General features: G+C 46.8%; 14 protein-coding genes. 6 read left to right on the top strand and 8 right to left on the bottom strand.

Annotated elements, in window-relative coordinates:
* Positions 1-7: 7 nt before the first annotated feature.
* From ispF to porU, 3 genes are read right to left on the bottom strand one after another with little or no spacing between them, the layout of a single operon-like run.
* Positions 8-490: a 2-C-methyl-D-erythritol 2,4-cyclodiphosphate synthase gene (ispF, locus tag RA156_RS00635; protein WP_306641943.1), complete on the bottom strand. Its 483-nt coding sequence runs from the start codon at positions 488-490 to the stop codon at positions 8-10.
* 6 nt (positions 491-496) lie between these two features.
* The gene (gene porV / locus RA156_RS00630) at positions 497-1,777 is read right to left on the bottom strand and encodes a type IX secretion system outer membrane channel protein PorV (protein WP_306641942.1); all 1,281 of its coding nucleotides are present in this window, start codon (positions 1,775-1,777) and stop codon (positions 497-499) included.
* A 20-nt stretch (positions 1,778-1,797) separates the two neighbouring features.
* A complete protein-coding gene (gene porU, locus RA156_RS00625) occupies positions 1,798-5,661 on the bottom strand; it encodes a type IX secretion system sortase PorU (RefSeq protein ID WP_306641941.1) in 3,864 nt (1,287 codons plus the stop codon).
* 141 nt (positions 5,662-5,802) lie between these two features.
* Here porU and RA156_RS00620 point away from each other — a divergent pair, with 141 nt between their 5' ends.
* Genes RA156_RS00620 through tyrS form a run of 4 tightly spaced genes read left to right on the top strand, consistent with a single transcriptional unit; the run spans position 5,803 to position 11,253 of the window.
* Positions 5,803-6,786, top strand: a complete 984-nt coding sequence (locus RA156_RS00620) for a PorP/SprF family type IX secretion system membrane protein (protein ID WP_306641939.1) — start codon at positions 5,803-5,805, stop codon at positions 6,784-6,786.
* Between the two features lie 50 nt (positions 6,787-6,836).
* Positions 6,837-8,600, top strand: a complete 1,764-nt coding sequence (locus tag RA156_RS00615) for an SUMF1/EgtB/PvdO family nonheme iron enzyme (protein WP_306641937.1) — start codon at positions 6,837-6,839, stop codon at positions 8,598-8,600.
* Between the two features lie 60 nt (positions 8,601-8,660).
* The gene (locus RA156_RS00610) at positions 8,661-9,941 is read left to right on the top strand and encodes a UDP-N-acetylmuramoyl-tripeptide--D-alanyl-D-alanine ligase (RefSeq protein WP_306641935.1); all 1,281 of its coding nucleotides are present in this window, start codon (positions 8,661-8,663) and stop codon (positions 9,939-9,941) included.
* A 34-nt stretch (positions 9,942-9,975) separates the two neighbouring features.
* Complete coding sequence (tyrS, locus tag RA156_RS00605; protein WP_306641933.1) at positions 9,976-11,253, top strand: tyrosine--tRNA ligase; 1,278 nt, start codon at positions 9,976-9,978, stop codon at positions 11,251-11,253.
* A 39-nt stretch (positions 11,254-11,292) separates the two neighbouring features.
* Here the strand turns inward: tyrS and RA156_RS00600 are convergent, their stop codons facing one another.
* The 3 genes from RA156_RS00600 to RA156_RS00590 form a co-directional block, all read right to left on the bottom strand.
* Positions 11,293-12,342, bottom strand: coding sequence for a hypothetical protein (locus tag RA156_RS00600; protein ID WP_306641930.1), 1,050 nt, complete (start codon positions 12,340-12,342; stop codon positions 11,293-11,295).
* Between the two features lie 168 nt (positions 12,343-12,510).
* A complete protein-coding gene (locus RA156_RS00595) occupies positions 12,511-13,023 on the bottom strand; it encodes a hypothetical protein (protein ID WP_306641928.1) in 513 nt (170 codons plus the stop codon).
* A gap of 27 nt (positions 13,024-13,050) precedes the next feature.
* On the bottom strand, positions 13,051-14,055 hold the full coding sequence (locus RA156_RS00590) for a LuxE/PaaK family acyltransferase (protein WP_306641926.1): 1,005 nt from the start codon (positions 14,053-14,055) through the stop codon (positions 13,051-13,053).
* Positions 14,056-14,077: 22 nt separating this feature from the next.
* Here RA156_RS00590 and RA156_RS00585 point away from each other — a divergent pair, with 22 nt between their 5' ends.
* Positions 14,078-14,587: a hypothetical protein gene (locus RA156_RS00585; RefSeq protein WP_306641924.1), complete on the top strand. Its 510-nt coding sequence runs from the start codon at positions 14,078-14,080 to the stop codon at positions 14,585-14,587.
* Here the strand turns inward: RA156_RS00585 and RA156_RS00580 are convergent.
* Positions 14,584-16,269, bottom strand: a complete 1,686-nt coding sequence (locus RA156_RS00580; RefSeq protein WP_306641922.1) for a Na/Pi cotransporter family protein — start codon at positions 16,267-16,269, stop codon at positions 14,584-14,586. The two genes, RA156_RS00585 and RA156_RS00580, sit on opposite strands and share 4 nt — an antisense overlap.
* A gap of 205 nt (positions 16,270-16,474) precedes the next feature.
* On the opposite strand from RA156_RS00580, the gene RA156_RS00575 reads away from it, so the two are divergent.
* Entirely contained in the window at positions 16,475-16,897 is a 423-nt protein-coding gene (locus RA156_RS00575) for a toxin-antitoxin system YwqK family antitoxin (protein ID WP_306641920.1), read from the top strand.
* 48 nt (positions 16,898-16,945) lie between these two features.
* On the opposite strand, the gene RA156_RS00570 is transcribed toward RA156_RS00575, so the two are convergent.
* Positions 16,946-20,902 carry a lamin tail domain-containing protein gene (locus RA156_RS00570; RefSeq protein ID WP_306641918.1) on the bottom strand — a complete coding sequence of 1,319 codons (3,957 nt, stop codon included), beginning with the start codon at positions 20,900-20,902 and terminating at the stop codon, positions 16,946-16,948.
* Positions 20,903-20,982: the final 80 nt, after the last annotated feature.

The raw sequence follows: 20,982 nt of genomic DNA, 5'->3' as shown, positions 1-20,982 counted from the left end.
TTCAGACTTAAGCCACCTTTTCTATCAAGACCACTGCGTAAGCACTCACCCCCGCTTCCGTCCCTACAAAGCCGAGTTTCTCGGTGGTTGTTGCTTTGACTGAAATCTGGTCGAGTTCCACTTCCATTACTTTCGCAATACACTCCTTCATCTCCTCGATATAAGGCAGCACCTTCGGACGCTGAAGCGCTAGTGTGACATCTGCATTACCGAAACGGTAACCGGCCTCACGAACGAGCTTAATGGTGTCTTTTAGAAGGAGCTTAGAATCCACCCCTTTGTACTTCGGGTCAGTATCTGGAAAGTGGTAACCGATATCACGCATATTCGCTGCTCCAAGAAGCGCATCGCAAATCACGTGGAGTACAACGTCTGCATCTGAATGACCCACTGCTCCTTTTTCATGAGGCACTAGAATTCCACCCAACCAAAGCTCTTCGCCTTCTGCTAGTTGGTGAACGTCGTAGCCGAAGCCAACTCGAATGTTCATATCAGATTATCCTTCGCTTCGTGTAGAACTTCCACCGTCGAGCTTATCGAACTCAAGACGTAGCGTGAAACGAAGTGTATTCGCCAATGGGTTTTGCTGTGTCGTAGAAATCAAGTACGATAGATCGATCGCGAAGACCGTGTACTTCAATCCTGCTCCAAGCGTCAAGAACTGACGATTTCCTTTTGTAAAGTGCTCGTAGAAGTATCCTGCACGGAAAGCGAATTGCTGATCGTACCAGTACTCCAAACCACCACCGATGTTGATCTCACGAAGCTCCTCACGGAAACGAGATCCGTTCTCTACAATGAAGTTTCCATTTTCGTCTTCAAGAACGATTCCTGGTGCATCGTAGAAAGATTGTACAATCGCCGTAGCCACACCGACGTTTGGATCAAACCCAGAAACAATCGAATCACGATTCGTTTCAGAGTATACCGGAGGTGTAGGTACCAACAACTTGTTGAAGTCTACAGTGAAAGTCAATGCGTTGTATTCATCTAGCATTGTTGTCAATGCCGTTCCCAAGCGAAGGTTTGCTGGGATAAAGTCTTGTTCTGCAGTTTCGGTGTAGCTCATTTTCGCACCGATGTTCGATACGTTCACACCCCAATTCCAGATAGCGTCTTTTCCACCGAGCTCTACGTCGTCGTTCGAGTAGAATACACTTACGTCAACAGCAACCGAACGTCCTGGCTTAGAATCTACTCCAAGGATTGTTGTTTGACCTGTGAGGTTAGAGTTCACGAAGCGCGCCGCGATACCTCCTGAGAAACGCTCAGAAAGTCGCTGAGAGAAGGCAGCATCGATACTGAATTCCGCTGGACGGAAATCACGAATAGCTGTACCTGTTTCGTCTGTGAATGTGATGTTACCTAGGCTAAAGAATCGAATTGCCGCCCCTACTGCTTGATTCGGGTTCAACTTGCGGTATCCACTGAGGTACGCAAGGTTCATATCATCAACCAATTGACGTAACCATGGGCTGTATGACATCCCTACCTCAAACTCTTTGTCAGAGAAGGCCATCTTCGCTGCGTTCCAGTGAACACTAGATGCGTCAGGAGACAACGCCACTCCGGCATCACCGATTGCACTTGAACGTGAATCCGGTGAAATCAGCAAGAACGGCACCGCTGTGGTGATCGTGTTGATCTCTTCTTGAATAACTCGACCATCAGAGGTCGAAGTAAGTTGCGCGTTAGCTGACAGTCCAAACAGTCCAGCGAACACACATAGGGCTATTTTACGCATCTCAATTGAATTGCAGTTTGCAAATGTACGCATAATCACTTCAAAAGGTTAGGTTATCTTAGGATCACAAGTTTTTCGAATTGTTCGGTGCTTTGTCCTTCCGGTGTCGTGACCTTCACACGGTATACATATACACCTCTACCTATCGTATCCCCGAAATCGTCTAGGCCATCCCAAGAGATTGGTTCTCCTCGGAAACCTTCGGAACGTACGGTTCTATTGATACTTTTCACCATTTTACCACCTACCGTGAAAACTTGAATTTGTACATCCAAGAAGTCACATGGTTGGTTGTGTTCAAACATGAACTCGGTATGGGTAGTAAATGGATTTGGGTAGTTCAACACATGTTCAAGTACAAGCTCTTCCGAATCGGCTACAACAAATTCAGTATATGCCTCACTTGAGTTGTTATGAACGTCCCACACTTTCAGGCTCAAGTTGTGTGTGCCTTCACTGAGGGAGTTCAACTGATATCTGATCTCTCCACTTTGGTAGGTATCAAGATCTGATTCATAAAAGTCATTTAGGATAATCGGGTCACTGGTATTCGCATCCAAGATGGCCTTGATGTCGTGACCAATTCCACTTCCAACGGTATTCACTCCATTCTCATCAAACACTTTCGCGAAAAGAATAGGGTCTTCGTCTGTAATTCCGCCAAAAACGAAGGTTGAGTCGTTCAAGAAGAGATTCACTTCTGGTCCTTGATCATTCAATTCAGCACCTTCCAAGGCACCCCCAATGATGAAATCTTCACTGTGGCCGTGCCCATCAATATCACCAGCCACTGCATAGAAGGAAACACGTCCCGTTCCAAAGTCATAGGCGATATCACGTGGAATGATGAATGAGAATTCAAAGTCGCCATTCGTCACACTCGCTTTACCTTTATATAGGATATTCTTCCACACTTCGTAATCGAAGCCTGATGAGCCTCCATCGTTGTTAAGTGTCGTCACTTCTGACTTCTTGTCGTAAACCGTTGGGTAAACAAAACCATTGAAATCCGTCAACTTCGTTCCGTCAGTAGCTCCTACATATCCTTTTATGGTTACCTCTTGGAGCGAGCGTACCGTATCAGGTTGCAGCGGGTCAATGGCCACTCCGTTAATCTCAGTGGTGTAAACGTCAACTTTTGGATATACCATCTTCAAGGCCACGTCTCCTAACAAACTGAAGTTTCGCTTGTTCGACGAATCCGTCACGCCATCGTCGTTTTTGGTTTCCATACAAATGAAACCAAGGGTCAACTCTTCGATGTCTTCATCTTCAAGAGCGACCTTGAAAAAGGCGCGGTTCAATTGCTGATTACTTCCTGAGAATACGATTCGGGTGGTGGTCAACATGGCCACCGCTCCTCCATTCGGATTCATAATGAGCAACTCTCCTGCTGATTTGAACTCAGGGTCATCGAAACGAGCCAACTCACATGTCGCTGTAACGAAGACTGGAAGACTGTTGAAGTTCGTCCATTCCTGAATTGTTGTCGTATTCAACACGCGTTCGTGTGCCCAACCGCGCTCACCCCCATGGCCGATGTAATTGACGATGAGTGATCCATTTTGCACACGGCGACGAATGGCATCTTCTGCATCCGGGTAACGTTCACCACCAGGAGTTGAATTCTGCTGGTAAGCGTCCATGTATATTTTTACAATGTCGTAATCGTTGTGACGAGAAATGATGGTGTCATTGTGCTCTTCACTGTTACTCATGTGGTTGATCTCAATTGGCGCCCCATTTCCATCGTAGTCATCTGCTACGAAGGTGATCACGTTTCGCCAAGCTCCAAAAGGAGAAAGAGCATCATCACCAATACAGTAGGCATCACCATCAGTGCTTGTATTCCCTGAACGGTAGCTGCGTACTTTATTAAGGTAGCCCAATCCTTCAGCCACATTTTGACAAGGAATTCGTCCTACCCCAATGTCCATAAGATCACCTAGCGCCTCACCAGCATCATCAGACAAGAATCCGAAATAGTCATCACTCACGTACGAGAATACCGGACTATTCGACGTCAAGCTCTGGTAAGTAATAATGGTTGCCGCATCGTTCTTCACGTGGCGGTTCTGGAAGGATCCATCACCGACAATTTGAAGGTACTTTGGCATCAGAGACACATCTCCATTTGCACGATCGAAGAGCATTTTCATCAGCATCTTCACTCCAGTCACATCTGGATTACCACTAGAGAACTCGTTATATACTTGGTACAAGTCAACCAAAGCGATCGTCAAACCATCTTCTTCGTGAATGGCAATATATTCTTCTGCCACCGGCAGGAATCGCTCATTGGTCAACACAACAAGGTCGATGTCTGTCAGTGCGTGAAGATTTTGGTTTTCGATTTGACCATGGCTTACAGGTTCTAGGAAGTTGAAATTCCCGAATGCGATAAATTCTTTGTTTTCTTCTGTAGCAGCGGTAAAACTGATCGTAGAAGGATCGTTCTGATCAGGTGTAAAAGGAACCAGTTGAGGAACAACAAAGTCTGTAATATCCCAGATCTGACTTACCGTGAAGGCATTCTCCATGGTAAACTCCGTTACATTTCCAGCTCCTGTTACGGTTGGATCGCGAAATTCCATCTGGCTTCCTGCCATTGACAGTTCACGACGGGCATTCCACATTAGGTAGTCTATCCAGCCTTCAGCATCAGGAGTTGCCTGATCGAGCTGCACTGTCACGCTCACTTGATCACCTGAAGGGATGAAGTTCGTATTCGCTAAAGCAATGTTCGCAAAGTTCGAGGTGGCTCCATCACTCGTGGCTGAAGGTGTTAATCCAACTTGCTCACCGAAAATGGTCATATCGAAAGTACTTGAGACATCCATTGAACGAATGGCCACGCGTGATTCAAAGTAGCCTTGCTCACTCAACAAATTAGGAGCGGCAAAGGCAAACGGTACGGGCTGACCATTTGTGAAGTTGTCTCCGTAGAACTCTCGACCTGACTTGGCCAAGTTTACATTTTCATTCTCTAGGAACTGGTGATCAGTAAAGGCATTCGACGTCTGGTTAGCAGCTCCCGGATCTTCCGCGCTAGCGATACGCAAAGGATCAACATCATCAATACGCATGAAATAATACGCTGAATCTGAATAGTGGTGACGGGTATGACGATAAATCTCGTCGCCCTCGTCATAGGCCCATGAATCAGCTCCTCTTCCGTAAAAAAGAATGAAATCATTGGAATCGAAACTGCCATCATCGGCACCTTCAACATATATGGCATTCTTTCTTAGTCCTGTTGGTCGGTCAACATCGTTGTCAAATGGAAGCAGTGCCCCTCCATTACCGTAGATATTGATCTGATTTGGATCGAGTGCATTGATGTCAATCCCCATTGATTGTAGGAAAGCACGGTCAATACGGTAGATTCCGTCTTCCGCGATAGCGAGTTTATAGAAAGTACCCTCAGCAAGCACACTGTTCGGAGCCCAGCTTAGTGCACGACCGGTAACAGAACGTCCTGGAGTGAATTCCAAAAGACCATCGAACGAAAGCAAACGACGAATAACGCCCGTCTGGGGATCACGCCAAATTGGGATGATTCGAATCTGAACATAGTAGTCAGTTCGACCTTGTTTTACGGTTGGTTCGAGGACAACTTGAGTCGGAAGAAGTTGAATTTGACGAGCTGTCAATTCATTTTCATTGATTATTTCAGACTCTAGGTTCTCAAGAATCAATTGAACCCGTGAAGCATTTCCCTGAATTTCTTTTGTGAAAAGAGCCGTCGGAAGTTCGTCTTCCCAAAGGGCCGTTTCGAAACCAACTTTCCCGACAGGAACAGGCGTTTCTCCCTGATCGTCAGTCCATTCAATAGAATACTGAACATCAATCGAACGTTGAGAGAGTCCTGAAAAAGAGGCCAAAATGGCCGTAAAAACTAGGAGTAAATACTTCATTACTTAGGTCAATTGCCTTGGTTCAAGCAACAAATTAAACGAACACTTAGTCTCCTTATTGCAGAATGACTGCGAATTCCTCTGTGAATTTTTTTCGTATTATTGCTCATTTAGCGGAGAAGCTGACTCAAATTGAAGGAGATGAAGCGACAGATATTAGTTATCGGAGTGCTGCTCGGCATGATTGTAACCATGATTCCAGAGGCGAAAGCCCAGGATCCTGAGTTCACACAGTTTTATGCCAACCCATTGTACCTCAACCCTGCCTTTGCTGGTACAGCACGTTGTCCACGATTGGTTATGAATTACCGTAACCAGTGGCCTGCACTTAGTGGTACGTTCGTGACTACAAGTGCAAGTTATGATCAACACGTAGAGACCATTTCTGGTGGACTCGGGCTGTTGGTTACAAACGACCGTGCAGGACGTACGTTGAATACAACTACTGTAAGTGGTATTTACTCGTACCAACAACCTATTTCAAGAACATTTTCCCTGAAGGCTGGATTCCAGGCGACATACTTCCAGAAGTCTGTTGATTGGAGCCAACTCCAGTTTGGGGATCAGATTGACCCACGTAAAGGTTTCATCTACGAAACTCAGGATATTCCACGTGGAGGATCAATCAATAACGTCGATTTCTCTGCGGGACTTCTCGGTTTCAGCGAGCGTTTCTACGCAGGGGTCGCAGTTCACCACCTTAATGAACCTAACGAATCCCTGGTGGTTGGAACTAGCCGTCTTCCAATGAAATGGACCGGTCATGCCGGTGCGGTTATTCCGATCGATCGCCGTAGCAGATACAGCGAGTCGAACATCTCTCCAAACATTCTTTACAGAAGACAAGGAGAATTTCAGCAACTAAATCTCGGATTGTACGTAAACAAAGGACCAATCGTTGGGGGTGTGTGGTATCGCGCGCTTTTCTTCAGCGATTATCGTGACGCATTCATCGTGCTGGTAGGTATCCAGACTGATGTGATCCGCTTCGGATACAGCTACGACGTAACTGTGTCTGAACTTACGCCTGCTACTGGCGGTTCACATGAGATCAGTATGACTATCCAGTTTGACTGTCGTCCGAAGAGAAGGAAGTTCAGAACAATATCCTGCCCTTCTTTCTAGTTTAGTTTAGGAATTCAATTCGCAAGGAAAACGTATTGAACCAGGAAATCATGATGAAATTGAGCAATTCACTTTCTGTTTTTGCTGCTCTTATGGGAGTGTTGTTGCTAGCTTCATGTGCTAAAGAGCGCTCAGGCGCTACAGGCTGGAGCTACAACGACCCAAGTAATGGAGGATTTGAACGTCCACCGTTCGTAGAGCAAGAAACAGGACCAGGTCTCGTCCTAGTTGAAGGGGGAACCTTCACTATGGGACGTGTCGAAGACGACCTCGGGTACAACTGGGATAACATCCCACGCCGTGTAACTGTATCTTCATTCTACATGGATGAAACAGAGGTAACCAACTTTATGTGGTTGGAATACCTGTTCTGGCTAGAACGCATCTACGGTGATTCTTACCCTGAAATCGTAAACAAAGCCCTTCCAGACACCCTCGTATGGCGTGAGAAAATGGAGTACAACGAGCCTTTCGTTGAGTACTACCTTCGTCACCCTGCGTACCGTGACTACCCTGTAGTTGGTGTAAACTGGTTGCAAGCGAATGATTACTGTGCTTGGAGATCGGATCGTGTAAATGAGGTTATCCTCATTCGTGAAGGTCTTTTGGTACACAATCCAGAAGCGCAGGTTGATGAAGATCACTTCACAACTGACGCGTACTACGCTGGCCAATACGAAGGAGAAAAAGCAGCTGACGGAATCGAAGATCTTCGTCCAAACTCAAGCGGTTACCGTAACGTGCGCATGGAGGATGGTATCCTTCTACCGCGTTACCGACTACCAACTGAAGCTGAGTGGGAATACGCTGCCCTTGGTCTGATTGGAAACTCTTACCAGGAGTTGATCTCTGATCGCCGCACTTACCCTTGGAACGGTCACTACGTGCGTAATGACGACAACGGTGGTAAATTCTACGGACAGATGAACGCGAACTTCGTTCGTGGACGAGGTGACTTCATGGGAGTTGCTGGTGCCTTGAATGACAACGCAGAAATCACCGCTCCAGTTTACCAGTACGCTCCAAACGATTACGGCCTATACAACATGGCCGGCAACGTGTCTGAGTGGGTAATGGATGTTTACCGTCCTCTATCTCCTCAAGATAAGAGTGAATTCCGTCCTTTCCGTGGTAATGTTTACCAGACGAAAGTATTGAACTCGGAAGGTGACATCGAAGACAAGTATGACTTCGTAGTTTACGATATCCCAGGAGTAGAGTACTTCCTCCAGGAATACCAAAAGAAAGCAGCTGGACGTCTAACGGATGAAGATCAGAACTTGATCGACAATCTTGTTACTTACGTTGAGCAAGCGAAGCAAGACATCAAAGACCGTAAGACTGATGAAGCAAACCAGCGAATTCAGGATGGAATGGACTTGATCTCTTCTAGCGATGCGAAGTCTGCTCCAGACCTTCGCGATGGAATCTCACAGTACATCGAGCACACTCCTGGTGACATTCGTACACGTGACGTGACCGTTGCAGAAAACATTGACCGTCGTAACTACCGTAAGGCTGACAACATCGATTACCGTGATGGTGATTTCGAAAGCTCAATCTACTACGGTAACGAAGATGCATTGAACAACGACTTCCGCATGTACGATGCACAGAACGGTACTCCTTGGGGTCCTTCTTCATTGATCACTAACCGCACACGTGTGTACAAAGGTGGTTCTTGGAGAGACCGTGCTTACTACACGATCCCTGGAACACGTCGTTTCCTTGACGAGCGCCAGGCGTCATCTACCATCGGTTTCCGATGTGCAATGACCCGCGTGGGATCACCAGTAGGTTTCTCACAGGAATAAGCTGATGAAATTATAAAGAAGCCCTGTCATGTGAATGACGGGGCTTTTTATTTTTGGTACATGCGTACTGAAGAACTCTACGAACACTACCTCCGCTCTACCGGAGTCACCACTGATACTCGCCAGGCAACAGATGGCAAGATCTTCTTCGCCCTCAAAGGTGAGCGTTTCAATGGTAACCAATACGCGCAGCAAGCGCTTGATGCAGGCTGTGCCTTGGCCGTTATTGATGAAGCTGAATTCGCTAACGCGGAACAGACTTTTCTTGTAGAGGATGTTTTAACCGCGCTTCAAGAATTGGCGAAGTACCATCGTCAGCAGTTCAAAGGAAAAATCATTGGGCTTACTGGCAGTAATGGGAAAACGACTTCGAAAGAGCTCATTCGTGAAGTGCTAGCTTCAACCTATCCAACCTACGCCACCAAAGGCAACCTCAACAACCATATTGGCGTTCCGTTGAGCCTTCTTGAAATGACCGACAATCATGAATTTGCTGTGATCGAAATGGGCGCCAATGCCCAGAAGGAAATCCAGTTCCTCAGCACCCTTTCAGATCCAGATTTCGGTTACATCACAAATATTGGCAAAGCTCATCTCGAAGGATTCGGTGGACTCGAAGGGGTTCGTAAGGGAAAGAAGGAGCTCTTCGATCACTTGAAAGAAAAGAACCGCCCGGTCTTTATCAATTGCACTGACCCCACCCTCCTAGCCATTTCAGAAGGCATGGAGCGCATTTTATACGGAACGAGTGTAGATACCCCAGAGGTCTATTTACTTGACACAGATCCACTCCTGAGCATCGCCTGGACTCACGATGCATATACCAGTCCAAAGGTTCAAACGCAATTGACCGGTGAATACAACCTGAATAACATTGCCGCCGCCATTGCCATGGGTATTTACTTCGGCGTTAAGCCAGAGGCTATTAATCACGCTATCGCGGAATACAAACCCGACAACAACCGATCAGAACGTAAACAGGGAAAGCACAACACCTTGATTATGGACGCCTACAATGCGAATCCTACCTCCATGTTTAATGCCTTGGAGTCGTTTGCAAAAGGACAAGATGAGAACAAACTGTGCATCCTGGGTGATATGTTTGAATTGGGAGATGTGGCAGATGAAGAACACCGCAAAGTGGTCGCCTTAACCGAGAAACTCAACCTCGAAGCCATCTTCGTTGGATCACACTTCGCAAAGGTTGGAAATGGAGATGCATTTATTGAAACCACTGATGAGTTGATTGAACGATTGAAGGCGAATCTTCCTCAGCAACGAAGCATACTTGTCAAAGGCTCACGAGGAATGCGTCTCGAACGTGCCGCAGAGCTCCTTTGAGTGTGCTATCTTTGCAGCTCGAAATACACTTGAAATGAACTTGATCGACGAACTCAAGTGGAGAGGATTACTCCACGACATGATGCCAGGAATCGAAGAGCAACTTGAAAAAGAGTTGACTGCAGGCTATGTTGGATTTGACCCCACCGCTGATTCATTGCACATTGGAAACTTGGTTCCGATCATGTTGTTGGTGCACTTACAACGCGCAGGACACAAGCCAATCGCCTTGGTTGGAGGTGCCACTGGAATGGTAGGTGACCCAAGTGGAAAGACAGCGGAACGTCAGCTTCTTGATGTGGAATCAATCAACCACAACCTCGCCTGTCAGCGCAAGCAGTTGGAGCATTTCCTAGACTTCGATTGCGGTGAGAATAGCGCCGAGGTAGTGAACAACTACGATTGGTTCAAAGACTTCACTTTCCTTGACTTCATTCGCGATGTGGGTAAACACATCACGGTGAACTACATGATGGCGAAAGACTCAGTGAAAAAGCGTCTTGAAAGCGGCATGAGCTTCACTGAGTTCACGTACCAGCTAGTTCAGGGATACGACTTCTACTACCTATGGAAGCACCAGGGGGTGAAGATTCAAATGGGTGGTTCTGACCAGTGGGGTAACATCGTTACTGGAACTGAAATGATCCGTAAGAAAGGTGCTGGAGAGGCGTTTGCTCTAACCGCACCACTGATAACGAAAGCAGACGGAAGTAAATTTGGTAAATCAGAAGGCGGCAACGTCTGGCTTGATGCTGAAAAGACATCACCATACAAGTTCTACCAATACTGGATCTCAGCAAGTGATGAAGACGCGTCGAAGTACATTCGCATATTCACTTTGATGAGTAAGGAAGAAATTGAGGCCATCGAAGCAGAACATGCACCGAACCCTGGTGCGCGTGTCCTACAGAAAGCCCTGGCCGAAGATGTTACACGTAGAATCCACGGTGAGAATGGTCTTCAGAATGCTTTGGCTGCCACTTCTCTTCTATTCGGAAAAGGAACCAAAGAACAACTCGAAGGATTGTCAAACAACGAAATTCTTCAGGTATTCAGCGGGATTCCACATGCTGAGGTATCGCGTTCTGAGGTCAACGATGGTTTAGACATCATTGAGGCTTTAGGTGCGAAGACAAACTTCCTAGACAGCAATGGAGAAGCTCGTCGTGCACTCAAAGAGAATAGCGTAAAGGTGAACACCGAAAAGGTGGAGATGGGTAAGATGATCTCATCAACAGACCTGATCAACGACAAATTCGTCGTTCTACAGCGTGGTAAGAAGAAGTTCTTCTTGTTGAGTGTTGCTGAGTAAGCTTAAAGCGATTTTAAAGCCCTATCGGGCGGAATCTTTCTAGTCTAGCAATGGAGCTAGATCACGTCCTTCTACAACGTACAGGAAGACTACAAGTAGCACAGATACTACGAGTCCGATAGTCGCTTTTCCGAGATCAGCGAATACCATACCCCATACTTTCTTTCCGTCTTTAGCTACTTCTTCCAAGCGAATACGCATAGCTACTTCACGTCCGGCGAGCATTCCTAGGAAAACCCATGTCGTACTCATTGGAATCTGAGCACCGATACCGAGCGTATCGAACTTGAAGAGTAGGAGTACGAGTCCGTAGAAGAAATCAATGAAGGTTGCTGAGCGAATGTCTTGGGTATTCGTTTTCGCACGAACGATTTCTTGAATCTTTCCTCCTCTGCGGTAGAAGATGTAAGCCAGCATTACCAGAAGGATACCCAAGGCATAGATGAAGGTACCTATCGATACGTCATCAGGGTCACCAAGGTAGACCATGATGTTCACCAAGTCTTGGGTCAACCATTGGCTCCAAAGGAAACCAGTGGAAGCCCACTGAAGCGCGATCCAGAACTTGCGATTAGTCCACAATCCTTTGTCTTCTCCATCGAACGGATGTTTGAGGAAGAGCCTTTCAGTCACGCGACTCAGAAGCATGAACATGATGATCGCAAAAATGAAGGCAACACCATATCCACCCAACGACTTTGTGAGCATGGAAGGAAGGGCTTTCGGGGCAAAGAATGTTAGCACAAGGAAGGTTGTACTTACTGGTACACCGAATCGCGTAATAAATAAGAGTGCTAGTGGGGGTAAGAGATACCAGAAAGACATCTCCGGGAACTCTGTTCCGTCTTTGAAAACACCGTCAAATTTACCAAAGGTGAGGTCTGCTCCTTTTCCTCCTAAGAGTTCTCCGTAACCGAGGTACCCCATGGTCACGACAATGGCCATAAGTCCACCGGCAAACAACCAGAGTTGCCACCATTTCCTGCGCTCATTTGAGACCAGGAAAGTACCTAGAGTTTGGATGCTATCGTTCCCAACTACTGAGTAAGCAGCGAGTGCGAAGCCGAGCATCATGATCAATTCATTCATCGATTCCCTACCAGCGTTTTCGGTGCGCAAACTACCTCCGTGAATCGACTATTGCAAATATTCATCGTTAACAATCTTTTCACATAAAAAATGCGGAGAAGGTCGTTACCACTCCGCATTCCTAGGAAATCATGTGTTAGGCCATCAAAGAAGATGACCTACAGCATCTTAATATTTTATTCCGCGCACCTTGTGGTGCTTATTTCTCGTTACTCCAACGTCTTTCAAATCGACAACCAGCGACACGTCGCTGCTGCCTGGCTCAGCAAAATAGGTTGCTCCTCCGTATGAAAGAGATCCGTGACCGTCTTCCCAGTCTTCTGCCATCAGCTTATACTCTGTGTATTCATCGTTTGCTCCAAAGACCAAGGTCTTTCCTTCACCGTATTCAAAACGTACTACGAGCTTATTGGCAAAAGCGAAAACAACTACACCTGGGGTTCCTTTGGGAATGGTGATCTCTTGAGGTATTGCGCCGCTGGAATACAGACTTGCTGACGGTTCTGCAGCGTACAAGGTGATCTTTCCAGAATTCTCAACAGGGAGCCCTATGAGTTGATTCCTAGTGAGATGAAGCTCACTTCGCATCGCGTTGTTGACCAACACTCTGCTAGAGCAAGACGACAATAGTATTGGAATGGTTGCACCGAGCAGAAAAAAAAGAAGTACGGTCTTTTTCATACCGCATGTACAGCAATAATTATTCCATCAAGCCAAAAGGAGATTGCAACCTCGTACATCTGCATGATCAAAGCGACCGAGGATTTCGAAAGAGCCATCTAAAGACACTCTTCCAAGGTCAGAAGTAGCAATAAAAGCACAGCTATCACGGTTAGCTAGGTCGATGATATTTACGCCTCCCGTCTTGCCGTGCGTTTCCCAACCAAAGGGATCGTCGACTTGCCTAATCATTACTCTCATCCATGGCGGGGCCTCGAAAACTCCTTGTCCTTTGCTGTACGCCTGACTGAGCAATTCCGTCATTCCATATTCGCTGTGGATAGCCGGTACTGTCATTCGAGACTGAAGGAATCCGTGCAGCTCTTCGCGTACCATCTCTTTGCGCATGCCTTTCATCCCTCCTGTTTCCATGACCACCACACCATCGAAGTCAACTTGTTGACGTTCCGCGATAGCGAGTAAGGCGAAAGTAACACCCAAAAGCAAGACCTTTTTGCCTTGAGATTTTGCCTGATTGATGGCGGCAAAAAGCGCCTCATCCGCATTGAGATAAAAACCCGAACCATTGTGCTGGGTGCGGTCAACCATCTTCTCTGCCATGTAGATCAAACTAGAGCCAGAACGCTCCATGTACGACGGCAAAAGAGCGAGGATGCACCAATCATCCCAGGTACTGTTCTTATGATACGCTTGCTCGAATGCCTGAAAGAAGCTCCATTCATACAGAGATAGATCACGCACGAAATGCTGGCTTGTGCTCATCCCGGTGGTTCCGCTGCTTGTAAAAATGGCCTGCGCCTCGAAATGATCCGTTTGTACCTCGTGCGATTTGAATACTTCAATCGGTAAGAAGGGAATTTCCTCGATCGCTTGTATCTTAGTTGGATGGATGCCCAATTCTTGAATGAATTGGTTGTACACCGAGCAATACTTCGCTTGATAGCGAAATAACGCCAGGGCTAATTCGTTAAAGTCTTGCATCGAGCTAATCGATCCAAGTTGCTGAATGTAGCTTTGTGTATCGGTGAACATGCGCAGCAAATGTAGGGATGACATGAAATTCAATCGATCTATTTATCTGCTTTTTAGTTTGTTCTTCATCGGAACGCTCTGGTCTTGCTTAGAACCAGCGGAGTTTCCGCCGGAGCCCGTGATCGCTTTTGAATCACTTACACCTAAAACAGGAGACGCCGCAGATCTCATCATCGCCTTCACAGATGGTGACGGAGACGTAGGACTTGATCAAGAAGACACCTTGGACGTATTCTGCCCGGTTGGCTGTGAATTTTACTACAATCTCTTCCTAGAATATTATGAGCTTCAGAACGGCGAATGGGTGCATATCCCTCTTGACCCGGATCAGGGGCAAATTCCATTTTACTACCGTGTTCCACGGGTGACACCTTCAGGGCAAAACAAGGCACTGAATGGTGAAATCAAGGTAGACATGCCGGTATACTCGCTGATCAGTGAATTTGACACCGCTCGATTTGAAGTGAAGCTCGTCGACCGCGCGTTGAATATCTCGAACACGATTACTACACCGGCTTTCTTGAAGCCTTAGTATGCGTTGGTAAGTCCTTCGGTCACGCTAACAATGTGATCCGCAATCTCTTCTAAGGTTGTGAAGGTATCCATGTAGAATACACCACTTTCGATAGAGTAACGTCCTTTAGCTACATCTTTGAGGTGCTTGCGACGAAGCTGATCACGCAAGGCGTTGACTTCGTCTTCTTTTTCCTGAGCTAGTTGCGTATTCACCGCTGTGGTCCCCTCTTCGAGGTTACTCAACATGATATCGAACGCTTGTTCGAGCAAGTCAGTCATGTTCTTCAGATTCTGGCGTTGCTTCGGAACGAAGTATACCTTCTTCATCTGTTTGCTCTCGAGATTCATCGCCACACGGAAGTATAAATCTCCTATGCGTTCCAAATCTGCGCTAGCGCCCATCAGACCTCGAATACGAATACTAGCAGAATCAGATAGCTCTTCCCTGCTCAGTTCAGTAAGGTAATTTGATACCTCCACTTCGAACTTATCCGTCACCTCTTCACCTAGGCGGATTTCATCGATAATGGCGTTTCGTTTGCTTTGATCTGTGGTGGCTAACAGACGTTGAAGGCTTCCGTTGATGTTAGCCGTTACGCGTGCGAATCTTTCTACTTCACGTTGTGCTTCCAGGATGGCGAGTTCTGGAGTACCTACCACCCCAGCCCCAATAAACTCGAGCTTGAAGTTTTCTTTGCCTTGTGGTTTGCGGACCATACGCTCGCTCAGACGAATAATCAGCGGAGTAAAACCAACCAAGACCAGGGTATTCAATAAGTTGAAGGTGGTGTGGAACAACGCAATGAGCACCTTATCATGGTTTCTTCCAGTGAATACTTCCATGGCGTCGAACATATCGACAAAGGTGGACTGAAGCCCTTTCAAGAACAACGGCATCAGGGGCAGCATCCAAATCACCCCAATCACGTTGAAGATGGAGTGAGCTCGTGCCGCAAGCTTTCCAGAGCGATTGGCAATGACTGCAGCAATGTTCGCAGTGATGGTCGTTCCAATATTCTCACCCAGCACCATGGCCGCTGCAAGTTCTAACGGGATGATTCCGGTTGAAAGCAAGGTCAAGGTCAGGGCGATCGCTGCGCTCGAAGATTGAACGATGAGAGTCACCATGGTTCCTACCAAGACAAAGATGATATTGGACAAGAAGCCCATATCCATGTATGGCACAAGGAAACCGATGCCATCCGGTTGGTTCTTCAGGTTGGGAACCGCCTCTTGGAGGAACTGCAAACCAACAAAGAGAATGGCGAATCCAATGATGGCCTCTCCTGAATTACGCAGGCGTTCTTTCTTGAGAAAAAGAAATGGAAGTGCGAGCGCAATAATTGGGAGCGTAAACTGACCTATTGAGAGACTTCCTAGCGCCAAGGCCACAACCCAAGCAGTTACCGTGGTACCAATATTGGCTCCCATGATCACCCCCACGGCTTCACGAAGTCTTAGCAAGCCCCCATTCACGAAGCTCACCACCATTACTGTCGTTGCTGATGACGACTGAAGAACGGCAGTGGTTAAAAAACCACTGGCGATGGCTCTTCCTTGACTTTTAGTCATCGCTTCCAATACTCGACGCATTGAAGAGCCGGCGGCTTTTTGCACACCGTCGCTCATGACCTTCATCCCAAAGATGAAAAGACCAAGCGCTCCAGTAATCGAAAGTATATCGAGAAGAAAGTTCATCAGCAGCCCAAAATAGGATGAATTAAGAGGCCAAAGTGACAAAGAGCGTGTTAAAAGTGCGCACGCTTAATGTTATCTTAATGTTACGTATCTAGCTTAACATCATAGGGTTTAGCCTGTAGGACTTGTCCTATAAAACTAATTTTCAGTCAGTTAAGCGAGCGTCAATGTTTCTTTTATGTTAACTTTTTATTAACTTAGCATTATGGCGAGACTGAAATTCATACTTATTGCCATCCTATTTAGTGCTTCAACGCATGCTCAAGAGTTCATTATGGTCGATGATCAATACTGTTCATCCGACAGCCTCCCTCTCCAAGGACAACTTGAGATCTTTCACCCCAACGGTGAAGTAAGTCGTGTGTTGAACTTTGAAAACGGATACCTGCATCAGCTAGCCCTATTCTACAATGAGAATGGGAAGCTGACCATGTCAGGGTCTTATTACAAGAATAAACGGGATGGGATTTGGCTCACTTGGGACCTCGATGGAAAGGTCACCGGTAGAGCTGAATTTGACCAGGGCCAGAAGATTGGCGAATGGTTAATTCAAGGATACTACTCCGAGACGTCGTACCGGCTTTATTTCGCCAACGACAAATTGCTCGTTGCTAGAATGGAAGAATGAAAAGGGGGCTAAACGCCCCCTTTTTGTATTCCGTATGTTTCCTTCTACTTATTCACAAGCAGACCCGAAAGCCCCTAGGAATTGAAGAAGGTCAGCTGCGTTCACAATACCATCCTGGTTCAAGTCTTCAGGACAAGAGTTAGTGAACACACATGATCCGTCGTCTACTGTTGCTGTCGCATCGTAGTTGTCTGCCGTTGGGTAAGTACAACCGAAGCAGCTAGTGAAGTCACAAGAACCGTCGTCTACATTGGCTGCAGCGTCGTAGTTACATGCTGTAGGATCAGTACATCCATCAACAAGAGCTGAGTTCTGAGCTCCAGGTGTTCCGTAAAGAACGTAAGAGCTTTGCCAGTTTGCAGCATCAGCATTGTCTAATGCTTCGTCGATCAACTCAAGCGTTGTACACGCTCCATCAGGATCCGTTGGCCATGGTGCTGAATCAGCGTAAGTCACTTCATCAATCACGTTACCAAAGGCATCCGTCAACTGGATGGTCTCTCCGGTGTTGCTCAAGTTTCCGAATTCTACTTCGAATACCTGGTAACCATTTCCAGCGTATGTAGCCGCAGTCACAGCTACGATGATGTACTCACCAGCTGCCATCTGTGCTCCTGCAGGGAATGTAAAGTCGAAACCAGCTGCGAAAGTGAATCCCTCCAAGTCAACTGTTGTCGCTTCTGCGTTGTAGATCTCAACGAACTCGTAATCGAAATCTTCTCCTTGCGGTGCACATGGGTTGTAGTGGATTTCGTTGATTACCAAGTTTGGTAGTGTGAAGTAACAAGATCCGTCATCGATAGTAGCTGCAGCGTTGTAGTTCAATGCAGTTGGGTCTGTACATCCTGAGAATACACAAGAACCATCATCTACCGTTGCCGTAGGATCGTAGTTATCAGCTGCTGGATCAGTACATCCTGGGATGTTTCCACAAGAACCGTCATCGATCACCGCTAGAGGATCAAAGTTCGGGAATGAGTTATCTGTACATCCCCAACGCTGTGTATCGTTCAAATCACGTGGCTGCATCTTAAATGCTCCGAAGCTGTAGTAGTTTGGTCCAGTCACAGTGTAAGTAACTCCTGCGTCAACGGGCGCTAGAAGAATTCCTAGGTCATCCACTAGTCCGTCACCAGACCCGTCGTTCACTGCCCATTCTCCGAAACCAACGTCACCGTTAGAAACTGGTCCTGTTACAGAAACAAGAACACCTTCCCACTGCTCGTCGTTGATCCCGTTTGTCACCAATAGCTGAGGAGCCGGAAGTGCGTTTCCGCTAGTCAATACGGTGATGAATGCAGTGTTCGAGATCAAAGTCAATCCGAAGAACTCAGTTACAGTACCTGTAACATCGACTTCGTCACCTACAGCAACACCTGTACCTTCAACCCAGATACCTGAGTATGCACCTGTACCATCTTGCATAGCGAACTGACCGTTTGAGTAAACGCCTGTTACTACACCTGAAGTAGTTACGTATTCACCTGACTTGTTAGAACCACCGTCAACGTCTACATCTGATTGGATTTCGAAGATGGTGTAGTTCGTAGATGGAGGAGGCATAGAATTCACCGCTCCTGGAGTCCCGTTGTCTACGTATGAACCTTGCCAGTTTGCAGGGTCAGTGTTATCCAATGCGGGATCGATCAACTCCAATGAAGGACATCCTCCATCAGGCGAAGTTGGCCATCCGTTTCCATCATCATAGGTAACAGTGTCAATTACGTTTCCGAATGCGTCAGAGATTGTCACTACCTCACCTCCATTAGAGAAGCCACCAGAGTTCGCTTCAAATACTTGGTAACCGTTTCCTGCGTAAGTAGCAGCCGTTACAGCTACGATGATGTACTCACCAGCTGCGATCGTTGCACCAGCACCGAAAGTGAAATCGATACCTGCAGAGAATGTGATTCCTTCTAGATCTACAGAAACTGCATCTGCATTGTAGATCTCTACGAATTCGTAGATCGTATCATCACCTTGATCAGTACAAGGGTTGTAGTGGATCTCGTTGATCACCAAGTTTGGTAGTGTGAAGTAACAAGAACCGTCATCGTTGTTCGCATTGGCATTGTAGTTCAACGCTGTTGGGTCTGTACATCCGCTGATGATACAAGAACCATCGTCAATTGTTGCTGATGGATCGTAGTTGTCAGCCGTTGGATCTGTACATCCAGGAACAACACCACAAGAACCATCATCGATCACCGCTGCTGGGTCGTAGTTAGGGAAAGCCACATCAGTACATCCCCACTTCAAGATATCAGTTGCGTTATCACGTGGAGCAATCTTGTATGCGCCAAATGAGTAGTACAATGGTCCGATCACTGTGTACTGGTCACCAACAACTGTTGGAGTAACAGCTACGCCGTTCACGTCGTCGATACGAACTGGTCCTGAAGCATCATCAATGCTCCACTCACCGAATCCTAGATCACCGTTGTCAACCAATCCTGTAGTTTCAACGAGTACTCCTTCCCACTGCTCATCGTTGATAGCAAGTGTGCTAAGAAGCTCAGCCGCAGGAAGAGCGTTTCCTGAAGTATTGATAGTCACTAGTGCGTTCTGAATGATTGTTAGGTCGAATGATTCAGCAACGTCACCAACTACAGTTACGTCATCTCCAAGAGCAACACCTGTACCTTCAACCCAGATTCCAGAGTTTGCCCCAGTTCCATCTTGGACTGTGTAAAGAGAAGCGTAAACACCTGTCACGATACCGTTCGTTTCAACTGTTGTTCCCGTTGCGATAACTCCTGTTTGAATCTCAACGATTGTTCCTGGTACTGAAGGGTTACAAGGAAGCGTGCTATTCGCCGCACCAGGAGTTCCGTTATCATCACATGATGCTTGCCAATTTGCCGCATCGCTGTTGTCAGCCGCTAGATCTGCAAGCTCCAATGAAGGACCCGCTCCATCAGGAGAAGTTGGCCAACCGTTACCGTCGTCATAAGGAACTTCATCTGCGAGAACGCCAGCGTTATCGAAAATCGATACCGTCTCACCAGAGTTTCCTAGACCTCCTGTAAACGGTCCAAATACTTGGTATCCATTTCCAGTGTAGAATGGAGGATCGATAGCAACGATGATGTACTCACCAGCTGCAATAGAAGCTCCTGCCGGGAAAGTGAAAGTCACACCACCCATGAAGAAATCAGTTAAGTCTACCGCAACGGCTTCGTTGTTGTAGATCTCAACGAACTCGTAATTTCCGTCAGGGAATCCTGCACCGTCGTTTCCGTTGTAGTGAATCTCTGTAATGATCAAATCAACTGTAGAAGCTACAGTACCAGCACAACCACAGTCAGCTTGCACCAAGTCGTTGATTGTTGCCGCATCACCGTCGTCACAAGCATCACCTACGAAAAAACAAGAAGCATCATCAATCGTCGCTGACATATCGTAGTTACATGCTGTAGGGTCTGTACATCCTGCACAGCTTACGAATTCACAAGAACCGTCATCGATAGTTGCTGAAGCGTCATAGTTACATGCCGTTACATCAGTACATCCTGGTGTGCCACCTGCAAAACCTACAAGAACTACGTCACGTACTCGCTTGTTTGAAGCACTGTTCGCGGCGCTAAAGCGAATCACAACGTTGTTTCCTGTGGCAGTGATTGTAGTTGGGCCAGAAGTAAGGTAAGTCGAAGATGTTGGCGTTGGAGAGTCGAATGTCTGCGCCGTAAAAGTCGCACCACCATCATCAGATACTTCCACAGTGATTGGTCCATCATCACCAGAACCGAATTTTGCCACCGTAAAGGTTAGGTCAACGGTAGTGTAAGGAGTAAGATCAACAACTGTTGTTTCAAGTACTCCGGTAGTACCAGTAAAATTGGCGTAACCACCTGCTGAAGTTGTGAAGGCCACATCAGTTACACCCCAACCCGCTGGTGCTGCACCGTCGCGAAGTTGTTCGTCAATGATATTGACCTGTGCTTGCGCTGTAGAAAGTGCGAAAACACCTGCTAGTAGAGCAATGAAGGTTAATAGTCTTTTCATCGTACAAAATGAATTTAGGTTATTCTACTTTGGTTTTTCCTCGGATAAGGAAGGCAAAACTACATGACCCTAAATGCATC

Source organism: Sanyastnella coralliicola, assembly GCF_030845195.1.
Taxonomy (GTDB): domain Bacteria; phylum Bacteroidota; class Bacteroidia; order Flavobacteriales_D; family Sanyastnellaceae; genus Sanyastnella; species Sanyastnella coralliicola.
The sequence above is the reverse complement of the archived record's forward strand: the minus strand, read 5'-3'. Positions and strand labels throughout refer to the sequence as shown.

What these genes read in the sequence shown, in the direction of transcription:
- ispF (WP_306641943.1), bottom strand. Translation starts at nt 490, where the DNA reads ATGAACATTCGAGTTGGCTTCGGCTACGACGTTCACCAACTAGCAGAA.
- porV (WP_306641942.1), bottom strand. Translation starts at nt 1,777, where the DNA reads ATGCGTACATTTGCAAACTGCAATTCAATTGAGATGCGTAAAATAGCC.
- porU (WP_306641941.1), bottom strand. Translation starts at nt 5,661, where the DNA reads ATGAAGTATTTACTCCTAGTTTTTACGGCCATTTTGGCCTCTTTTTCA.
- RA156_RS00620 (WP_306641939.1), top strand. Translation starts at nt 5,803, where the DNA reads ATGAAGCGACAGATATTAGTTATCGGAGTGCTGCTCGGCATGATTGTA.
- RA156_RS00615 (WP_306641937.1), top strand. Translation starts at nt 6,837, where the DNA reads ATGATGAAATTGAGCAATTCACTTTCTGTTTTTGCTGCTCTTATGGGA.
- RA156_RS00610 (WP_306641935.1), top strand. Translation starts at nt 8,661, where the DNA reads ATGCGTACTGAAGAACTCTACGAACACTACCTCCGCTCTACCGGAGTC.
- tyrS (WP_306641933.1), top strand. Translation starts at nt 9,976, where the DNA reads ATGAACTTGATCGACGAACTCAAGTGGAGAGGATTACTCCACGACATG.
- RA156_RS00600 (WP_306641930.1), bottom strand. Translation starts at nt 12,342, where the DNA reads ATGAATGAATTGATCATGATGCTCGGCTTCGCACTCGCTGCTTACTCA.
- RA156_RS00595 (WP_306641928.1), bottom strand. Translation starts at nt 13,023, where the DNA reads ATGAAAAAGACCGTACTTCTTTTTTTTCTGCTCGGTGCAACCATTCCA.
- RA156_RS00590 (WP_306641926.1), bottom strand. Translation starts at nt 14,055, where the DNA reads ATGTTCACCGATACACAAAGCTACATTCAGCAACTTGGATCGATTAGC.
- RA156_RS00585 (WP_306641924.1), top strand. Translation starts at nt 14,078, where the DNA reads ATGAAATTCAATCGATCTATTTATCTGCTTTTTAGTTTGTTCTTCATC.
- RA156_RS00580 (WP_306641922.1), bottom strand. Translation starts at nt 16,269, where the DNA reads ATGAACTTTCTTCTCGATATACTTTCGATTACTGGAGCGCTTGGTCTT.
- RA156_RS00575 (WP_306641920.1), top strand. Translation starts at nt 16,475, where the DNA reads ATGGCGAGACTGAAATTCATACTTATTGCCATCCTATTTAGTGCTTCA.
- RA156_RS00570 (WP_306641918.1), bottom strand. Translation starts at nt 20,902, where the DNA reads ATGAAAAGACTATTAACCTTCATTGCTCTACTAGCAGGTGTTTTCGCA.